The sequence below is a fragment of the Shinella sumterensis genome, from assembly GCF_004514425.2.
Taxonomy (GTDB): domain Bacteria; phylum Pseudomonadota; class Alphaproteobacteria; order Rhizobiales; family Rhizobiaceae; genus Shinella; species Shinella sumterensis.
Window position 1 is genome coordinate 1 of record NZ_MYFN02000009.1, and the last position, 17,690, is coordinate 17,690.

Annotated in this window: 13 protein-coding genes and 4 pseudogenes; 8 read left to right on the forward strand and 9 right to left on the reverse strand. The window is 58.3% G+C overall.

Annotated elements, in window-relative coordinates; all coding sequences use genetic code 11:
• Nucleotides 1-197, reverse strand: a pseudogene (locus B5M41_RS16710) (IS6 family transposase); the annotation flags it as partial.
• Nucleotides 198-252: 55 nt separating this feature from the next.
• Between B5M41_RS16710 and B5M41_RS16715 the strand changes: the two are divergent.
• A pseudogene (locus B5M41_RS16715) lies at nt 253-417 on the forward strand (Rid family hydrolase); the annotation flags it as partial.
• A 363-nt stretch (nt 418-780) separates the two neighbouring features.
• Nucleotides 781-3,009, forward strand: a complete 2,229-nt coding sequence (locus tag B5M41_RS16720) for a bifunctional diguanylate cyclase/phosphodiesterase (protein ID WP_230640150.1) — start codon at nt 781-783, stop codon at nt 3,007-3,009.
• Between the two features lie 424 nt (nt 3,010-3,433).
• On the opposite strand, the gene B5M41_RS16725 is transcribed toward B5M41_RS16720, so the two are convergent.
• Nucleotides 3,434-3,865, reverse strand: a complete 432-nt coding sequence (locus tag B5M41_RS16725) for a hypothetical protein (protein ID WP_134711153.1) — start codon at nt 3,863-3,865, stop codon at nt 3,434-3,436.
• Nucleotides 3,866-4,242: 377 nt separating this feature from the next.
• Here B5M41_RS16725 and B5M41_RS16730 point away from each other — a divergent pair, with 377 nt between their 5' ends.
• Nucleotides 4,243-4,635, forward strand: a complete 393-nt coding sequence (locus tag B5M41_RS16730) for a FliM/FliN family flagellar motor switch protein (RefSeq protein WP_230640152.1) — start codon at nt 4,243-4,245, stop codon at nt 4,633-4,635.
• A 638-nt stretch (nt 4,636-5,273) separates the two neighbouring features.
• Here the strand turns inward: B5M41_RS16730 and B5M41_RS16735 are convergent.
• The 3 genes from B5M41_RS16735 to B5M41_RS16745 form a co-directional block, all read right to left on the reverse strand.
• Nucleotides 5,274-6,302, reverse strand: coding sequence for an IS110 family RNA-guided transposase (locus tag B5M41_RS16735; protein WP_134711139.1), 1,029 nt, complete (start codon nt 6,300-6,302; stop codon nt 5,274-5,276).
• Nucleotides 6,303-6,643: 341 nt separating this feature from the next.
• Nucleotides 6,644-7,678, reverse strand: coding sequence for an IS110 family RNA-guided transposase (locus B5M41_RS16740; RefSeq protein ID WP_134653231.1), 1,035 nt, complete (start codon nt 7,676-7,678; stop codon nt 6,644-6,646).
• A 275-nt stretch (nt 7,679-7,953) separates the two neighbouring features.
• Nucleotides 7,954-10,785 (reverse strand): hybrid sensor histidine kinase/response regulator, encoded by a 2,832-nt coding sequence (locus B5M41_RS16745; protein WP_134653233.1) that lies wholly within the window; start codon nt 10,783-10,785, stop codon nt 7,954-7,956.
• Nucleotides 10,786-10,991: 206 nt separating this feature from the next.
• Here B5M41_RS16745 and B5M41_RS16750 point away from each other — a divergent pair, with 206 nt between their 5' ends.
• The 5 genes and pseudogenes from B5M41_RS16750 (at nt 10,992) to B5M41_RS16770 (ending at nt 15,950) form a co-directional block, all read left to right on the forward strand.
• Nucleotides 10,992-11,378, forward strand: coding sequence for a hypothetical protein (locus B5M41_RS16750; protein ID WP_134653235.1), 387 nt, complete (start codon nt 10,992-10,994; stop codon nt 11,376-11,378).
• Between the two features lie 106 nt (nt 11,379-11,484).
• The gene (locus tag B5M41_RS16755) at nt 11,485-12,204 is read left to right on the forward strand and encodes a response regulator transcription factor (RefSeq protein ID WP_167719544.1); all 720 of its coding nucleotides are present in this window, start codon (nt 11,485-11,487) and stop codon (nt 12,202-12,204) included.
• Nucleotides 12,205-12,325: 121 nt separating this feature from the next.
• The gene (locus tag B5M41_RS16760; protein WP_230640153.1) at nt 12,326-13,552 is read left to right on the forward strand and encodes a sensor domain-containing phosphodiesterase; all 1,227 of its coding nucleotides are present in this window, start codon (nt 12,326-12,328) and stop codon (nt 13,550-13,552) included.
• A gap of 171 nt (nt 13,553-13,723) precedes the next feature.
• Nucleotides 13,724-14,461: pseudogene (locus tag B5M41_RS16765) on the forward strand (IS256 family transposase); the annotation flags it as partial.
• Nucleotides 14,462-14,528: 67 nt separating this feature from the next.
• A pseudogene (locus B5M41_RS16770) lies at nt 14,529-15,950 on the forward strand (transposase).
• Nucleotides 15,951-15,959: 9 nt separating this feature from the next.
• Here B5M41_RS16770 and B5M41_RS16775 read toward each other — a convergent pair.
• From B5M41_RS16775 to B5M41_RS16790, 4 genes are all read right to left on the reverse strand, one after another.
• Entirely contained in the window at nt 15,960-16,421 is a 462-nt protein-coding gene (locus tag B5M41_RS16775; RefSeq protein WP_209020917.1) for a M48 family metalloprotease, read from the reverse strand.
• Complete coding sequence (locus B5M41_RS16780) at nt 16,418-16,897, reverse strand: phosphate-starvation-inducible PsiE family protein (RefSeq protein WP_023517423.1); 480 nt, start codon at nt 16,895-16,897, stop codon at nt 16,418-16,420. The genes B5M41_RS16775 and B5M41_RS16780 overlap by 4 nt, the downstream gene beginning before the upstream one ends.
• A gap of 115 nt (nt 16,898-17,012) precedes the next feature.
• The gene (locus B5M41_RS16785) at nt 17,013-17,504 is read right to left on the reverse strand and encodes an Hsp20/alpha crystallin family protein (protein WP_134652944.1); all 492 of its coding nucleotides are present in this window, start codon (nt 17,502-17,504) and stop codon (nt 17,013-17,015) included.
• 20 nt (nt 17,505-17,524) lie between these two features.
• Entirely contained in the window at nt 17,525-17,686 is a 162-nt protein-coding gene (locus B5M41_RS16790) for a hypothetical protein (RefSeq protein WP_230640155.1), read from the reverse strand.
• Between the last annotated feature and the right edge of the window lie 4 nt (nt 17,687-17,690).

Consider the following 17,690-nt stretch of genomic DNA (forward strand, 5'->3'; position numbering starts at 1 on the left):
TGGTGGGCGAATTTCAGGCCAAACTTAGTCGTCCATTCTGAGACGGTCTGAAACGAGACGGCAATGCCGCGCTCGGCAAGCAGGTCTTCGATATCGCGCAGGCTCAGCGGGAACCGGTAATAGAGCCATACCGCATGCGCGATGATCTCGGCTGGAAAGCGGTGGCGTTTGTATCGGGCGGACGCATCGTCAGTCATGCCGATAGACTATTGCCTCGATCCGCACCAGCCGGTTAAGGCGACGCCTCCGGTGGTCAAGACCACCGTGCTGGTGACCGACCTTGGTGAATTTGCGGCCATCAACGATGTCTATGCCCGGTATTTCGCGGAACCGTTCCCCGCACGCGCCTGCTATCAGGTGGCGGCGCTGCCTCGCGGCGCCATGGTTGAGGTCGAAGCTGTTATAGCCCTCGACTAGGTTACGGCCACAAGGACCTCGCTCGGTTGGCCGTTCGAACAGAACGATGAATGGGCCGTCCAGCGGTCCCGCTACATGACACTGGAAACCATCGCCACAATGAGCGATGATCCGCTGATCAGCTTGCCAGCAGCAAGCTGACACTCATCCGGCCCTCCGGGATGAGCCGTGGTCGTCCAAGCTACACCACGTCCGGGGACACGATCTCATCACATTCGCGGCACTTCGTTAACCAACGTTCTCAATGTTTTTCGATAGCTACGGCAATTGGCGATTTTTTGTACCAAATTGCCAACCCACGGAGTTTAGCAGCGCCATGAACGGAGATCAGCGAGTTGCGACTTACAACGTTGAAGAGCGAAAATGGCGGACGATTTCAAAAAGACGACGATTAAGAATTTCCTGATATTCGTCACCGCTCCGACCCTCCTTGGGACATTCGGATTGTACGTTGCCGCCTATATGGTTCTGATATGGGCAAGCGCCAGCATCGACTCGACGGAAGCAGCGCGAGAAGCGCATCGCACCGAGCACATAATTTCGGAATTGCGCACGGGCATTGCCCGCGAACAGGAAAGCGTCACCATCTGGGGTGACGCAGTCAAGATGCTGCATATGCCGGATGGTGAAGAAAGATCAGCTTGGCTCGATGCAAATTTAGGAGGGTGGATGCACTCCTATTTCGGTCATGACGCGGCGTATATTCTCTCACCCACGAACACCCCGATTTTTGCCTCCTTCAAAGGGGAACGACAGGCACCGGCTGCTTATAAACTGGTGGAGACGAGTGCGCAGCCATTGGTGAACAAATTGCGCAAAGCACTACTCAGCGGGGACGAAGGAGGGATAAGCGACGGCATGCGATCACCGGGGGCCTCTGATTTTGTCCGTGTCGACGGGCACCCAGCGTTCCTTAGCGTCAAGCCGATTGTGCCCGAAACTGGCGATCTGAAAGCGGCTGGCGAGAGCTATTTGCATGTGGCTTTGCGCTTTGTGGATGGCGATATGCTGCAAACGCTCGCCCACGAGCATGCATTGGGCGAGATGAGGTTCTCTCCTTCACCGACCCCTCTCCCTGGCGAGAGCAATCTTTCACTGATGACGGAGCAAGGGGACCTGCTTGGGTATTTATTCTGGGAGCCATATAAACCCGGCGCAGCCTTCCTGAAATCAATAGAATGGCTTCTCTTTCTGACAGGTGTCATATTTTTCGTGGTCGTTACCACTCTTCTCGCTGCGATTTACTATCGCTTGATCGCGACGAGAAACAGTGAGGAACGCATACGCGCATCAAGACTGCGCGATCCGTTAACCCAGCTACCCAATCGGCTGGGGTTTAGAAAATTGCTCGATGAGACACTGGCGGATGGAGCCAGCGAACAGGGGTTCGGTCTCGTTTATGTCGGGCTCGACCGCTTTAAGCAGGTGAACGACGCACTCGGGCCTGAAATGGGGGATCACGTTCTTCGCGAAGCTGCCGCTCGGATCGGGCGCCTGACGAGGAATCTAGGCACACTCTCCCGTGTCGGCGGCGACGAGTTCGCTTTTATTATGAAAGGCGCAAAAACGCCGACTTGCGAAACGCTCGCCAGGAAAGTTGTCGAGGTACTGGGCGAGCGCTTCGACGTCGGTGACAGCCATGCCTGCGTCAGCGGCTCGGTCGGTGTTGTCATGGTATCAAGCGATGATCAGTCGCGCAGCGAACTCGGGCGAAAGGCTGGAATCGCGCTTCACGCTGCCAAGGCTGCAGGCGGGGCGCGGGTCGCCGTCTTCGGGCACCATATGGACAACCTGATCCATGATCGTCTAGAGGTCGAACGGGCCTTACGCACCGCTCTTGCCGACAAGCAGCAGTTTACCGTTGTCTATCAACCCAAATATGAAGCCAAGACCCATCAGATCACCGGCGTCGAAGCGTTAGTACGCTGGCAGCATCCGGCGCGTGGCCCGATTTCTCCGGCAGTCTTTATCCCAATTGCAGAAGAAACAGGCCTCATCAACGACCTGGGGCATTACGTACTGACAACGGCATGCCAGACGGCAGCCAAGTGGCCGCTTGCGAAGGTTGCCGTCAATGTTTCGGCTGTGCAGTTGAAGGAGGCCAGTTTCGCAGCAAGTGTTGCGGAGGTTTTGTCGTTGACGCAGCTTGCTCCCGGAAAACTCGAACTGGAACTCACCGAAACCGCCTGGCTGGACGATAGCGGCGATACCTCTTCCAATCTCGGCGAGCTCCGTGAACTAGGTGTAAAGATTGCACTAGACGATTTCGGGACCGGATTCTCGTCACTTGGGCGGCTCCGCGAAAGCCATGTGGACCGTATCAAGATCGACCAGAGCTTCGTAAGGGGCATCGGACAATCGGACAGAGATGAGGCGATTGTGCGGGCAATCGTTGATCTTGCGAAAGCAAACCGGCTGGAAATCACCGCAGAGGGTGTCGAAACGACGGTGCAAAGCGAGTTTCTGTACGATATCGGTTGTGATGAGCTACAGGGCTATCTGTTCTCCCGGCCCATTGTTGCTGAGAAAGTCGAAGCTCTGCTGGCAAGCGGTACAGACCGCACTGCTTCCATTACACCATTTCAAGAATAGCGAGCGTGCAATGATTTCTTTTGGGGATGAAAATAATCGCTAAGTGGGTTCTTTGTTCACCTTACGAAAGTTCATCGCCGCCAGCCCGCTCCTGCTCTTTGACGGGACTTTCACCTGTCTGGCTACTAGCGTTCCCGAATCGACTCCCATCCGGCAACACGTCGCCCTGACGGAGGAGATAGATGTAACCGTCGAATAACATCAAACCGCGCTGATTCTCGCTGTATAACATTTCGAATTGTATTGGGACTGACGGGGTTGGTAGAGGAACCGAGCGAACGGGGCTTGACCCTTCGTCTTTTCCGGTGAACGCGTAATACAGAGGCAGGAGAACTGCCAAGCCACACACAAGCAAGCAACCTAACCGCAAGCCTATATCCGCTGAGTCTCTCGTGCCCAATTGCCCCACAATCGCACTCATCGTTTAGATGTTCATTCCTGGCTGCGTTATCCTCATTTCAATGCGGCGAGAGGACTGTCCGCGAAGTCGTTGCAACGTGGTGAGAGGGAAATCGATAAGTGCTAGCGCGTGGATAAAGCCGCTTTCCTCTGGTTTCGAAAACCGCACAAAGAGCCTGCCTTCCTGTCGCTTCACCCGAGTGCAGGTAAGAAGGATTTCGAATTGACCCAGGCAAAGATAAAAATGATCAGTCAGGCTCGTGATATTTCGTGCTTGAAGGACCGCGCCAGTTTCGCTGATACTGACAATCCGAACTTGATACGTGGCGAAGGATCGCACCCCTTTGACCGGACATAGCGCCCTGGCCAGCAGATTGACCGCATGGTATCTGGCCTCTGCGGCATCGCCGGCGAAAGCAAGCCGGGACAGGTAGTTGCGATGAACATCCGCTTCCAACACAGATTCCGCCCTTGTGTTAACGTCATCTTAGTAATCTAGGCGTTGGTGGCGAGAAATGCAATGTGTGCTGCGTGTGCTTTTCGTGAGGCGGCGATAGGTTTCCACGCCGACTCGCAATTGACCAGGCACACCCCCGCGAATCGCTCGATGACTCCACAAGCGTTCAGTTCCGTGCGACTGCGGTCGCGCGGTCAACTGGGGGCTGCGCGTCTGTTCCAAAACGCTCAAGCCCTACGCGCGATTCTGTGGAAAGTAAGCACTTGTTAAGGTTCATTGCGACCTAATCGGTCCTTTTCCCAACCCCCCTACTTAGTTGCTCTAGAAAGCGAGGCATACGCTTCGAGCCGCAACAACGATTTTTTTTGGGGTACTTAATGTGCAACGTTTCAGATGAGCAACAGCCGGTTTCCCACGGCGGTTTCACTCCCGAGATGACGAATGCCCACCCTCACGCGACGGGGGAAGCGTTCCAAGAAGCGAGTTCATTGTTCCCTGATGCGCGGTCGGACGCTACAGCTGCGGTGCGCCCAGAAGTTAGGGAGCGGGTCAATACCATACCGGTCGAGATCGATGTCGTGATTGGACGCGCCAAGATCTCCGTTGCTGAGTTGATGAGGGCTGATCCAGGCTACAGCTTTCGCTTGGACAAGCGTTTTGGCGAGCCCGTTGAGCTTCTCGTCAATGGGCGCCTGTTCGGATATGGCGAAATCGTTTCCGACAAGTATGAAAACGTCATCGGCATCCGAATGATTCGCGTCGCCCGGTGAGCTTTGACGGAACACGACGACCTTGGGCGACTGGGGTGTATTTTTCCGCTTTGTCGATCTGTCTCGCCGAACCTATTGATAGGTATAACCGACGCAATGCTCAAAGAGAACATCATGACGATGAAGGCATGTATACTCGCTGCGAGTCATCTCAAGACTGTTCTGGAGATCGCTCGTGATAATTCTCAGCTACATTCCGCCTTGCCGCTACTTGAGGCGGCGCTGATTGAGGTGGAGTCCGTACGCCGCACCCAGGCACTCCCGGACCGATTTGTAATAACCAAGCCCGATACGGCGCGAGATAGTTGATTGGATACTCCTAATGTTTTCGGTGTGCCGCAGCGGTCGGGAATGCGAGGACAGATTGCGGGCTAAGAAGTGGCTCGCGATGGGCGCGGATGCGGCAGACACGTACCGGACGTGTGATCGGGCGCGGTCATGTATCAGGCCTGTTGTGCGGCTCGAGTACGACCGCTGGCCGGTATGGAGCTACGCGGACCTGGTGCAAAATCAGCTCTACGAGCTCGTGGCTCACTGACCCGGATGCATTCCCAGACCCACTCTCACCGATCTTTGTCCTTACCGTTCGCTGACCTCCTCACACGCCGACGATCCGTCCTGACTTCAGCTCAGCCATCTTACGCTGCAGCCAGAGCGGAATCCTTGTAATCTTCGTTCTTGGTCATCATTGCCCAGATGGATCGAGCCATTTTGTTGGCGAGGGCGATTGCAACGAGCATACGAGGTTTGCGCGCCAGCATCCGTGCCAGCCACGAGTTCTCGGGTGGAGCTTTCCGGCATGCCCATCGAATGACGGTCATCGCGCCGATGATAAGAAGCCGACGGATATCGCGTTGTCCCATCTTCGACGTTCGCCCGAGCACCTGCTTGCCTCCGCTCGAATGCTGTTTTGGCACCAAGCCGAGCCAGGCTGCAAAATCTCGTCCCCTTCTGAAGGTCACCATGGTGGGCGCGAAAGCCTCGACTGCCATTGCCGTAATCGGTCCCATTCCGGGCATGGACATGAGGCGAGCGGTGCTCTGCGAACGCTTCGCTTCCGATCTGAGCGCCTTTTCCAGCGATGCGATCCGAGAAGAGAGCACCCCTATCTGGTCCAGATACAGTCGCGCGGTCTCCACGACGATAAGGTCGAGGCCCGTGTCGTGATCTTCAACAATCTCCGCCAGCAACGCGAGGCTCGCAATTCCCTGCGGTGCGATGACACCATGCTCGGCCAGATGTGCTCGAAGGGCATTGATAAGCTGCGTTCGTTGACGAACAAAGAGGTCCCGTGTCCGGAATAACATGGAGCAAGCCTGCTGGGATGCGGTCTTCGGAACGACGAACCGCATCGACGGCCGGATCGCTGCTTCAACGATCGCTTCCGCGTCGGCCGCATCATTCTTTTGCCGTTTGACGAAGGGCTTTACGTATGCCGGCGGAATCAAGCGAACATCATGCCCAAGTTTGCCGATCTCTCGCGCCCAGTAGTGCGCTGTGGCGCAGGCCTCCATCGCGACCGTACATCTGGGCAATTCCGCAAAGAAGCTGACGACTTGGCCGCGAGACAGTTTCCTGCGTAAGACCACACTTCCATCGCTTCCGGCGGCATGAACCTGAAAGACCCGCTTTGCAAGGTCCAGGCCGACAATGCTAACTTCCTTCATGGATGCTCTCTCCTCTAAGTGACGTTCTGGCGAACATCACTCTGGCACATTGCGATGCCGTCGGGAGGGGGCATCCACTCCATCAGCTCTCAGTGCAAACGTATGGCCCGCCCTGTTTGCAAGTAGAATTTTTAGAACCCTGAACAGTCTGCTTCAACGTATTCGGTCTCACGGTCATGCCGTGGCCAAGATGGATATCCGCACGTCCGGAGCCTCAATAATCAACACGGCTTCAACGAGCCATTTGCACTGCTGGGCTTTCCGTACGCCGGTCAACTGTCAGGCCATCTATGGTCCTTCTCGCAAACATCATGGGCTGCAGATAAACGCAGCCAATCTTCTTACGCTGTGATGGCGGCGTACGCGCGATCGAAGGGACGTTCCCTTCGCAAGACGGCCCAGGCAATGCGGGCGAGCTTGTTTGCCAGCGCCACGATTACGACGTTGCGGTGCATACCCCGAGAAAGCAGGCCTCGTAGCCAATGCCCGAGAGGGGTGTCGCTCTGACTGAGTGTGGGCATGGCCGCTCGCGCACCGTGAACAAGCAAAGTTCGGAGATAGACGTTACCACGCTTTGTGATGCCCAGCAGCCGTTGCTTGCCGCCGGTCGTAAATTGTCGAGGTACAAGTCCTAGCCACGCGCTAAGATCTCGGGCACGATCGAAGCTGCTGGCATTTCCTATAGCCGCGATCAGCGCTGTGGCGTTCAATACCCCAATTCCTGGTATAGCCGTTAGCCGTCGAGTTGCGAGATCATCTCGGGCCAGCGCCAAGAACTCGGCATTGAGAGCTGCTATCTTGGTGTCGAGCATCTTCCACTCGTCTCGAAGTTCGGCAACCAGCTTCTGAACGCGCCCAGACAAGCTGCTGGCTTGTTCATTCAGAAGGGGGTCGACAGCACTTTCGAATTTGCAGCGGCCCGCGGCGAAGATCAGGCCACGCTCCAAGAGAATAGCACGCATTTGGTTGATCAGCGTCGTTCTCTCCGCAACGAGGCGGGATCGGACCCTGTGCAACGACTGGATATCGAGTTGCTCCTCACTTTTGAGGTCCACAAACCGCATCGTCGGGCGCGAAGCGGCTTCTGCTATGCCCTCCGCATCCCGGTCATCGTTCTTCTGAGCCTTCACATAAGGGCGGACATACTCCGGTGACATCAGTCGGACCTCATGCCCCTGGGACCTAAAAAGCCGACCCAGATGGTGAGCACCACAGCACGCTTCCATAGCGATGATGCAGGGCGGAATCTTGCTGACAAAATCAATGAGCGTCTGCCGCCGCATCGTTCGGCGAACAGCTACCGCACCTTTGTCGTCGACGCCGACAACGCTGCAGCTATTTTTGCCTATATCGATACCCAAAATTGAAATCGTCATGGATCGGCTCCTCTTCCTTCAATGACGGATCATCATACTCGATGTCCTCGGAAGGGCGGGCCATCCCATAATCAACACATATGGAAATGCAGCACCTGAAGCCGCTGCTGAGCCAGATCGACCGCTTACTGGCAAGACCGACGACATATGGCGGCTGCTTCCGGCGTAGCCCACGGGGGACAGGTGATCGGGCTGCGCCTGACGAGGACGGCTATCAGCGCTGCCGGCGAAACGGCTTGGTCGATCCCCGTTCGACTAATCTCCGACACAGGCGCTCATCGATTATCGAGCGATGAGTCGATAACCTTCCGCAAAGTCTCCGCAAGCTGTCGTCGCGTATAGGGTTTTGCAAGCGGCCGGAAACGTGACGTTGTGCCGATACGTTCGACATCCGCGTAGCCGGTGGCCAGGACAACCGGGACGTTCAGATACTGCGTCATGATCTTGGCCACCATAGCGTCGCCGTCAATTGGGCCGGGCATGGCCACATCGGAGAAAACCAAATCGAACGGTCCGTCCGTCTTGAGTAGCTGCAATGCTTCCGTTGCGTCGTCCGCGCATGTGACGGAGTAACCGAGCGAAACGAGTGTGCCCGCGGCGAATTCGCGGACCATTGGATCATCCTCCACGACGAGAATGCGCTCACTGCCACCCTCCAGCACCCCGTTCGCGACAGGCTCCGCGGGTGTTTCCGTAGACGCCAGTCGAAGAAAAGACAGGAAAATGGTTGTTCCCTTGCCCGGCTCCGATTCAATTTCGATCCGGCCCCCTGATTGCCGCACGAAGCCATACACCATGCTGAGACCCAACCCGCTGCCCTTGCCGAAGGGCTTCGTGGTGAAGAACGGCTCGAAGGCCTTTGCGCGCGTCTCCGCATCCATTCCGAAGCCGTCGTCGGAGATTCGGATCACCGCGTCATCACCGCTTTGCGTCGTCGAGATTGTCACCGTGCCGCCATCCGGCATTGCGTCGCGTGCATTGATGCAGAGGTTCATGATGGACGCTTCCAGTTGCGCAGCATCCGCTCTGACGTGACCTGCCGCCGGATCAAGCGCGAGGTGCAGGATGATGGTTTCGCCAAGAGCAGTCGACAGCAATCCCTCCATGGCGCGGATGGTCCTGTTGATGTTCAGGGACGCCGGCTCGAGGGGTTGCCGTCCTGCGAAGGTGAGTAGCTGGCGTGTGAGGGCGGCGCCTTGCCGAGAGGCCTTATGGTTCAACTGTGCGACTGCAGAAAGTCGCGGATCGGCAACTTCGTCGACCAGCGTCTCCGCTGTCCCGATGATGACCGTCAACAGGTTATTGAAATCATGGGCGACGCCGCCCGTCAGTTGGCCTATCGCTTCGAGCCGCTGCACTTGCAGCCGTTTTGCCTCGTTCAGTCGTGTCTCGGTGATATCCCGGATGGCACCTACCATCCGGGTTGCCTCGCCTGCGGCATTGCGGATGATGTGGGCCTGATCGAAGACCTCGGCAAAGGTCCCCGTTCCGCGGCGGAAGCGAAATTCTTCCTGCCACGTTTCGGATCGCCCATCAATTGCGGCAAGCAAGCTTGACACCACGCGTGCGCGGTCGTCCGGGTGGATCTTTGCCTCCCAGTCCCCAATACCGTCCTCCGCCGGCACGTCGTCATGCCCGAAGACGGATTTGATGTTGCTGTTCCATTGCACACGGCCGGTGGTAATGTCCCAGTCCCAGACCGCGTCCGTCGTCATCATGGCGACGATTGCGAAGCGTTCCTCGCTTTCGGCCAGCTTTTCCTCCGTTCTCTTTCTGTCGGTGATGTCGCGGCCGGTCGCGACGAAATGGGTGGCGCGTCCATCGGGGCCGACAATGGGCGCGATGCTCATGTCCACCCAGTATTCGCGGCCGTCCTTGGCGTAGTTGACAAGTTCGGCATGGATCGGCTTCGACTGCGCAATGGCGAGATTGATCTCCTCGATGGTGTCGGCGTCAGTCCGCTGCCCCTGGAGAAAGCCCGGGGAGCGACCGAGCGCGTCGTGGGGTGAATAGCCGGTGATCCTGACGAAGGCGTCATTCACGTAAACAATCGTTTGGCTCTCTTCGGGCTGTGAAGCGGCCTTTGTTATTATGACGAAGTCCTCGATTCTCGAGATCGCCATTTCCAGAAGGTGCAAGTGCTGGTCGGCGGCATGCCGCTTCGTCACATCCCGGAAATAGACGGTCAGCCCTCCCGGCCCGGGATGGGCGGTGACCGAGAACCATGCGTTCAGGGACTCGTAAAATACTTCGAAATCGGCTGTCTCGCTTTCGCGGACGGCACGCTCGTAGTGCTGCCGGATGATCCCCGAGGATGCCTCCGGGAACTCCTGCCAGATCAGGCGGCCCATGAGCGCCGATCGTGGGCGCGCGAGCAGACGTTCGGCCTGACGGTTGAGGTAGGTGAAGCGCCAATCGGTATCAAGCTGGAATAACGCATCGCTGATGTTCTCCATCGACTCGGCCAAGCGCCGCTCAAGATCCCTGGCGGTATTCTCCAGTCGCTTGCGCTCATCGATATCCTGGAGGGCGCCCTGTATTCGGGAGATGTGGCCCATGTCGTCGCGGATCGCCACGCCAATTGCGCGAACCCATTTCCGCCGACCCGTGCCATCAATGATCTTCACCTCGATATCGTAGGGCAGACCGGTCGCAACGCAGGTTTCGAAATGCCGAGTGATCGCGTCTCGCCACTCCGGCGCAAAATAGCCGATCCCCTCCTCGAAGGTGACTGTCTTGCCCCTTGGCCTCTCGTGGATCGCCCAGGTTTCCTCCGCCAATTCGATTCTCCGATCGGGCAGGTGCACCACCCATCCGCCGAGCTTCGCGGCCTTGCCGGCGATCTCGATAAGAGCTTGGTTTCCATAGAGATCTTGCGACTGTCGGCGAGTGTCGCGAGGCACGACCTCATCTTGACGGAGTCGCCAAGCGATCATCAGCGATGCGCCGACGATCCAGAGCCATGCAGTTGTCGGGAGCCAGGCGACGACGAAAGCCGAGATGCCGCCGACCAGTACTCCAGCGGAAAACCGATCCGTCGCACATTGCCTGAGACCGGTCACCAGGATGCGAAAGCCTTTGCCAGCATTTGCTTTTTCCCTTCGCATGAGTGCATCGTCCTCCGCCGTCGTTTATTTCAACCTCGATAGCCTCAAGCGACGCAGCAATCCATGAGGGATCGCTAAATTTAACCTTATTTAAATTTGGCGCCGCGGTCGTTTAACGGTGTGCCGCTTTAATCGATGCATCAACCTGCCGCGTTCCTGCCTCCCGATGGCGGAGGGGACCTCGGTATAAGCATCGGGGTGACCCTGTGAAAACCACAAAGAGAACGAACTATCTCAGCCGTGTCGAATCCGACTACTTCAGCCCAAAATGGTACCGCCGGAGCGTCATGCTCTTCTGTAATCTGCTTTTCACCGGGAAGTGGATGCGTAAGACGCAGATCGTGCGCTGCCTCGTTGTGGAGATCAGCGAGGGTGGGGCGACGGTGCGCATAGGAAAGTCGCTGATTCCAGATCACGCTTACCTTGTTTTCGGCAGGTTTGACGTCGTGGTCGGCAGTATCGTCGTTCAGCGCGATCCGGGGCACCTGCATCTTTGCTTCGTCAAACAACTGAGGCCAGACTTCGTCAATCGGCTGGCACGCTTGAACTCTCCATTTTCCACCTTGGAAAGCCTCAGCCCGAAAACCATATGAGTTAGCGAAAACGTGCAGCCAATGCTGCGCCCAATGCCATCCCCGCCCTATGGCGCACAAAGAGGCTTGGGCCACCCCACCAAACATTCGAAGGACTATGAACATAATGATCATCGAAGACCAGCGAGACGTCATTGATATGTTGCGGCTGAATTGGTCGGATTCTCGGGACCGGCTGGATTGCATTACATCCGTGAGGCAGGCGAACCGCTTCATTCATTCAAACGAGCTCACTGCCTATGATTGCATCCTCATCGATGTCAACCTGACAGACGGGAGCGGGCTGGAAGTGCTTCGTGAGGCGCGGTCACGCTCCGACGTGCCAATCATCATGATCTCGGGCGCTGGAGACGCCGATAGCCGGGCGGACGCAATCAGTGTCGGTGCAGATGACTATGTGATGAAGCCGTTCAGCGTGAAGGAGCTGCGCGCCCGCGTCCATCGCCTGCATGAGGCGCGGATAGGACGCAACGCTTTGCAGCAGAGTGTTGCTTTCAAGATCGGCAATATCGATTGCGACATCGGACGCTTGTCGATGAATTTCGGCGGCGCCAGTCGGCCGCTGACCGCACTCGAAGGACGGATACTGCAGGTGCTTTACAACAGTGCCGGTGAGGATTGCCCAAAGTCCTCCATTGCAAGGCGGGCGCTCTTTCGCGAGTACGACCCGCGGGACAAGACGATCGACGTCTACATCAACCGGTTGCGCAGCAAGCTTGCGGAACTCGATGCCGCAAGCGGGGGTGCCATTAAGACGATCCGCGGCGTGGGCTATCGCCTGAGCGATATTTTGCAAAAGCGAGGGTCGAAGAAGCCCTATGCTTGAGTGTGTTGATCGTCAAGTGATCTCCGCGGATGCGGGCGGACCCGGAGGACCTCCGCTGAATGAAGCGGCTCGGCTCAGACGCCTGAGAGAATTGTCCATTGTGTCATCCGGCCCGGATCCGGTGCTCGATGCACTGGTCGATGCCGCCTGCCTTGCGGCCGCCACGCCGATCGGCCTCATCACATTGCTTGACGGCGAACGCCAATGGTTCAAGTCGAAGCGGGGCATCGAAGGGGAAGGGTCCTGCCGAGCGGACGCCTTCTGCGACTACACAATCCAGTCGTCGGGGCCTTTCGTGGTGCCGGATGCCGCTCGCGATGTCCGCTTTGCCGAAAACCCTTTCGTCACCGGAAGCGACAGGATCCGTTTCTATGCCGGCGTGCCGCTAGAGATCGAGCCGGGGCTTCGGCTCGGCTCGCTCTGCGTGCTCGATCGGGTGCCGCGACGCCTCGGGGCCGACGTGCGCGGCTTGCTGGCTCGGCTGGCGCGTTGCGCCGTGGAACGTCTCCTGCAATTCGAAGACCGCTATTTGTTATCTCGGATCGACTCTGGCCGGCTGGGTCGCGCAAATGCCGACAAGGCGGCGCTGGCGCTTGCCGAAGAAGCGCTCCTGCATGGTTCTTTTCTGCTCCACTACCAGCCGAAGATAGCACTCGATACGGGAAGGCGCATTGGTTTTGAGGCGCTGCTCAGACTCAAGAAGCCCGATGGATCGGTAGTTGGTCCTACGGCATTTTCCGCGGCCTTCGACGAGCCGATATTATCCAGACGTATTGGCAGCCATGTTCTGCGGTGCGCCGTCGCTCAAGCCAAGGCATGGGCGACGGCCGGCGTGGATTTCGGGCACATCGCGATCAACGTTTCGTCGTCACAGTTTATCGAGTTGCCCGGAAGCCCTTGCCTTGTGGATGAAATCCTTGGCGCAACCCGCTCAGCAGGGCTGTCACCTCGTCATATCCAGATCGAGATCACGGAAGGCGTCATGCTGTCGGAGCAGGGTGGCGATGTCGGCACGCAGCTTGAGGCACTGCGTACGGCTGGCTTTATCGTGGCTTTCGACGATTTCGGTACCGGCTTTGCTTCACTCGTGCATCTGAAGGAATTTGCCTATGACCAGATCAAGATCGACGGTTCCTTCGTACGTGCGATGACCGAATCGAGCGCCGATCATGCCATTGTGAAGGGCATCATTGATATCGCGAAGGCACTGGGAAAGCAGGTCGTCGCCGAGGGCGTTGAAACGGTGACAGAACTCCACGCGCTACGAGAACTCGGCTGTAGCTATGGCCAGGGGTTCCTGTTCGGCCGGCCCGCCCGCGCATCTGATTTACGAGTTTTGCCCGACTAACGGACAGGAACACGGGTCGTGTCCCATCAGTTGGTGTAGCTCGGCGATAATGAAGCCGCTCGCGAGCGCGCCGTTGGTAGCGCTGTAGCGAGTGAGCGGCGTGTGGGTGGTCATCGGCGCTTTCCGGTAGGGTTTGGTTGTTGACGCCAACCCATTTCGGAAGGACCACCGATGACCGATGACATGATGAACCTGCGCACGCTCGTGGAGAAGACCCCTGATGCCGATCTGCTGCGGGAGATGATCGGCTTTGCCGCCGAGCGGCTGATGGAAATGGAGGTGGGCGCAGCCACCGGCGCCGCGTATGGCGAGAAGGACCCGTTGCGGCTGGCCCAGCGTAACGGATACCGCGACAGGGACTGGGAGACGCGGGCCGGCACGGTCGAGCTGCGCATCCCCAAGCTCAGGAAGGGCTCTTACTTTCCAGGCTTCCTCGAACCCCGCCGCATGGCCGAGAAGGCGCTGACTGCCGTCATCCAGGAAGCCTATATCCAAGGCATATCGACGCGCTCGGTCGACGACCTGGTCAAGGCAATGGGCATGAGCGGTATCTCCAAAAGCCAGATCTCGCGGCTGTGCGAGGAGATCGACGGCAAGGTGAAGGCCTTCCTCGAGCGGCCGATCGAGGGCGATTGGCCCTACCTGTGGATCGACGCCACTTACGTGAAGGTCCGCCGCGGCGGGCGGATCGTCTCGGTCGCCGTCATCATCGCCGTCGGCGTCAATGCGGACGGCCGGCGCGAGGTGCTGGGCATGGAGATTGGCACATCGGAAGCCGAGCCAATCTGGACGGAGTTCCTGCGCAAGCTGACACGTCGCGGCCTCAAGCTCGTCGTCTCCGATGCCCACGAAGGCATCAAGGCGGCCGTCACCAAGGTGCTGTGCGCGACATGGCAGAGGTGCCGCGTGGGGCTGTTGAAAAAGGGTTATCTTTTTGATTCAATAGGCTTATGGCGAGATCGATATGGAGCTTTCGATGCTGGAGCGCCGATCCCGAGAACAGTTTGAATTCTTCCTGTGCGGGTCGCTACGCGATCTGGTTCCCGACGAGCATGTTCTGGCCCGTGTTGATCGGGTTCTTGATTTGTCGTGGTTGCACGACATGGTGGCCGAGAGTTATGCCGCTTCAGTTGGTCGGCCCGCGATCGATCCCGAAGCCGCGTTACGTTTGATGCTCGCGGGGTTCTTGCTGGGCATTGTCCATGACCGTCGTTTGATCCGCGAAGCACAAGTTAATCTGGCAATACGCTGGTTTGCCGGTTACGGCCTGCAGGAGAAGTAGCCCGATCATTCTTCACTGACCCGGATCCGCAAACGCTGGGGCGCCGATCTCTTCCGGCGCATTTTTGAGAAGAGCGTTCAAGCCTGCGTCGCCGCTGGGATCGCGAAAGGTGAGGTTGTTCATGTGGATGCTTCGCTGATCCGCGCGGATGTGAGTTGGGAGAGCCTGGTCGCACGCCATGTCGACGACGTTGCCGATGCCAACGATGATGACTCTGGAAGAGATGAGACGGCGGCCAGAAACTCGAAGAAAACCGGAAAGTACAAGAAAGTGTGCACAACTGATCCGGATGCTTCGATGGCCACGAATGGCCGAAACAGACGTCTTGAGCCCTCCTACAAGCAGCATGGTGTAGTCGATGACGAATGTGGCGTCATTGTCGAGATCGACGTCACAACCGGCGAGGCGAATGAAGGCGATCATATACTGTCTCGGCTCGACACTGCTGCGCAAACGACAGGGGTGGCCATAACGTTGGCGACCGCCGATGCGGGATATGCCTATGGCAAGGTGTTTGGCGGGCTGGAGGAGCGCAAGATCAGTGCTGTGATCCCAACCAAGGCAGAGCCTATTCGCAGCAAGGTCCCTTTGCGCCGGTTCAGATATGACGCCCACCACGATATCGTAAAATGCCTACGCGGCAAGATTCTGCGCCCGAACCGAACCAAGGTCGCATATGGGCGCTTCTTCGCTTCGAAAGCCAGGGACTGCAAGGGTTGCGACCTTGCGGCGATCTGCCTGTCCCCCTCGCGCGTGACTAAAGCTGTGGTCATCGTCAACGATTATCCCGCACTTCTTCGAGCACGGCGGAAACGTGACCGTTGGGGGAAAGAGGAAAAGCGCCTGTATCGTCGGCATCGCTGGCGTTCGGAAGGTTTCCATGGCGAGGCGAAATCCTGGCATGGTCTCGCACGGGCTGTGCGCCGCGGCCTGGAGAACATGCGCATCCAGTCCTTCCTGACCGCTATGGCGATCAACCTGAAGCGGCTTGCCGCCGCCTTTTTATTATTCTGGAGCCTTATCTGGCGCTCCATTTATCAAGAAAAGCGCCCCGGTAGATCGCCGGGCAGCGACCTCAGGTTCTTGGGTCAGCCTATCAGTGCAACAATTTGCTGAGGACCGCCTTCATAGGAATATGAGTTCTTCAACAGCCCCCGCGTCCACTTCATGAGGAACGTGTTGGCCCACGCCGGCAAGAGCGGGCGCAGGGTCGTCTCGGCCTTCATCGCCACCGCTTTCGCTCAGGAGACGCCCGAGGCAGCGTGCGTTCGGCAGCCGGCTCGGCACGCGATAAAGCGCCGGCGCGCGCTGCAGCCCGGCCCTGCGGGCGAGTTCGGCCAGGGCCGCGACGAGATCGGGGGCATCACGACCGGTGAGCCACTGCGCCTGATAGGCCGAGAGGAGCAGCCGGCGTGGCAGCGCGGGCGCAAACAGGAGCCCCCCGACCATCGCGAGCGCCATGAGGAGACCGGTCTCGGGTCCGACGACCGCTGTCGCCGAGATCCAGGCAATCGCGGCCATGAGCCCGAGCAGCAGCGCCGATTGCACGAAATTGAGCAGGCGGTGGCTGGCGGAGGCCGCGGTCATCGTGTCTCGTGGCCTCCGAGTTCGCGCCGGTCCTGATCGCGCACCAGCCAGTGGACAGCGCCGAGCGCAAGCGCCGCGCCCGCGAGTGCGGCAATCTTGGATGATTCCGTCTCGCCGAGGTCGAGGATGATGAATTTGCGCGCGATGGCGAGGAGCGCGATCAGCACGATCGTGCGGACTTGGAGGATCCCGAAGCTGCGTTCGGTCGCAACAAGAAGGGAGCGCTTGAACTCGAGCGCGATCACCACGGTGAAGATCATGCCGAACACCACCTGGAAGGTGGCGTAGTCGAGAGTGTCGAATGCCCCCAGAAGCAAGCGGTTCACGACTTCGCGCATCAGCGCCCAGACCGACGCCACGACGATCGCCGCAATGATGACGCTGAGGACGAGGATGACAACTTGCTCGAACTTCTCGTAGAGCGTCATCGCCGACCATTGTTCACGGGTCAGCCCAGATCGCTGCAAGTCTTTCATGATTGCCTCTCGAAAGCCGCCCTGGAGAGACAAGCTCCCCGGGGCTTTGCCAGACGGTGCGATATCGCACGGAGCGGAGGGGACGCCGCAAACCGGCGACACCCCATGTGGCAAATCAGCCGTTCTTGACCTCGATGCGCTTGACCTTGGCCTGCGCCTCGGGAGTCTGGGGCAGCTTGATCGTCAGAACCCCGTTCTTGAAGGATGCTTGCGCCTTTTCGCCATCCACACCGGGCGGGAGCGGAATTGTCCGGTAGATCGCGCCGTAGCTGCGCTCGGAGAGGTAGTATCCCTTTTTCTCCTCCTGGCGCTCGATCTTCTTCTCCCCCTTCACAGTCAACATGTCATCGTTGACCGTCACCTCGATGTCCTTCATCTCCATGCCCGGCAGCTCGATGGACACTTCGATCGCCTTGTCGGTCTCGACCACGTCGGATTTCGCCTCGCCGCTGCCAAAGGGCCATTCGAAATGACCGACCCGGTTCCAGAAGTTCTCGAACACATGGTTCATTTCGCGCTGGAGTGTCGCTATCGGGCTATCTTCGATGCTCTTGGCATCTGGCGTGCCGTCCTTGCGAGCCCAGGGAATGAGGTCTTTGATCTGCATGACATGGTCTCCTTCGGTTTTCAGGCGCCCTTGACGGCGACGCCCGGCATTTCCAGCATCATAGAGACGCCCTGATCGGTTTCGACGATATCGGTCAGCGGGCGGGAGATGCGGCCGCCACCGATGGTCTCGGGCGTATCGGTCGGCGTCTTTTCGGTGACCTGCATGATGTCGCTGCTCATCGTT

Coding starts and splice junctions, on each gene's coding strand:
- B5M41_RS16785 (WP_134652944.1), bottom strand. CDS start 17,504: ATGCAGATCAAAGACCTCATTCCCTGGGCTCGCAAGGACGGCACGCCA.
- B5M41_RS16730 (WP_230640152.1), top strand. CDS start 4,243: ATGTGCAACGTTTCAGATGAGCAACAGCCGGTTTCCCACGGCGGTTTC.
- B5M41_RS16720 (WP_230640150.1), top strand. CDS start 781: ATGGCGGACGATTTCAAAAAGACGACGATTAAGAATTTCCTGATATTC.
- B5M41_RS16755 (WP_167719544.1), top strand. CDS start 11,485: ATGATCATCGAAGACCAGCGAGACGTCATTGATATGTTGCGGCTGAAT.
- B5M41_RS16745 (WP_134653233.1), bottom strand. CDS start 10,785: ATGCGAAGGGAAAAAGCAAATGCTGGCAAAGGCTTTCGCATCCTGGTG.
- B5M41_RS16775 (WP_209020917.1), bottom strand. CDS start 16,421: ATGACCGCGGCCTCCGCCAGCCACCGCCTGCTCAATTTCGTGCAATCG.
- B5M41_RS16735 (WP_134711139.1), bottom strand. CDS start 6,302: ATGAAGGAAGTTAGCATTGTCGGCCTGGACCTTGCAAAGCGGGTCTTT.
- B5M41_RS16780 (WP_023517423.1), bottom strand. CDS start 16,897: ATGAAAGACTTGCAGCGATCTGGGCTGACCCGTGAACAATGGTCGGCG.
- B5M41_RS16790 (WP_230640155.1), bottom strand. CDS start 17,686: ATGAGCAGCGACATCATGCAGGTCACCGAAAAGACGCCGACCGATACG.
- B5M41_RS16740 (WP_134653231.1), bottom strand. CDS start 7,678: ATGACGATTTCAATTTTGGGTATCGATATAGGCAAAAATAGCTGCAGC.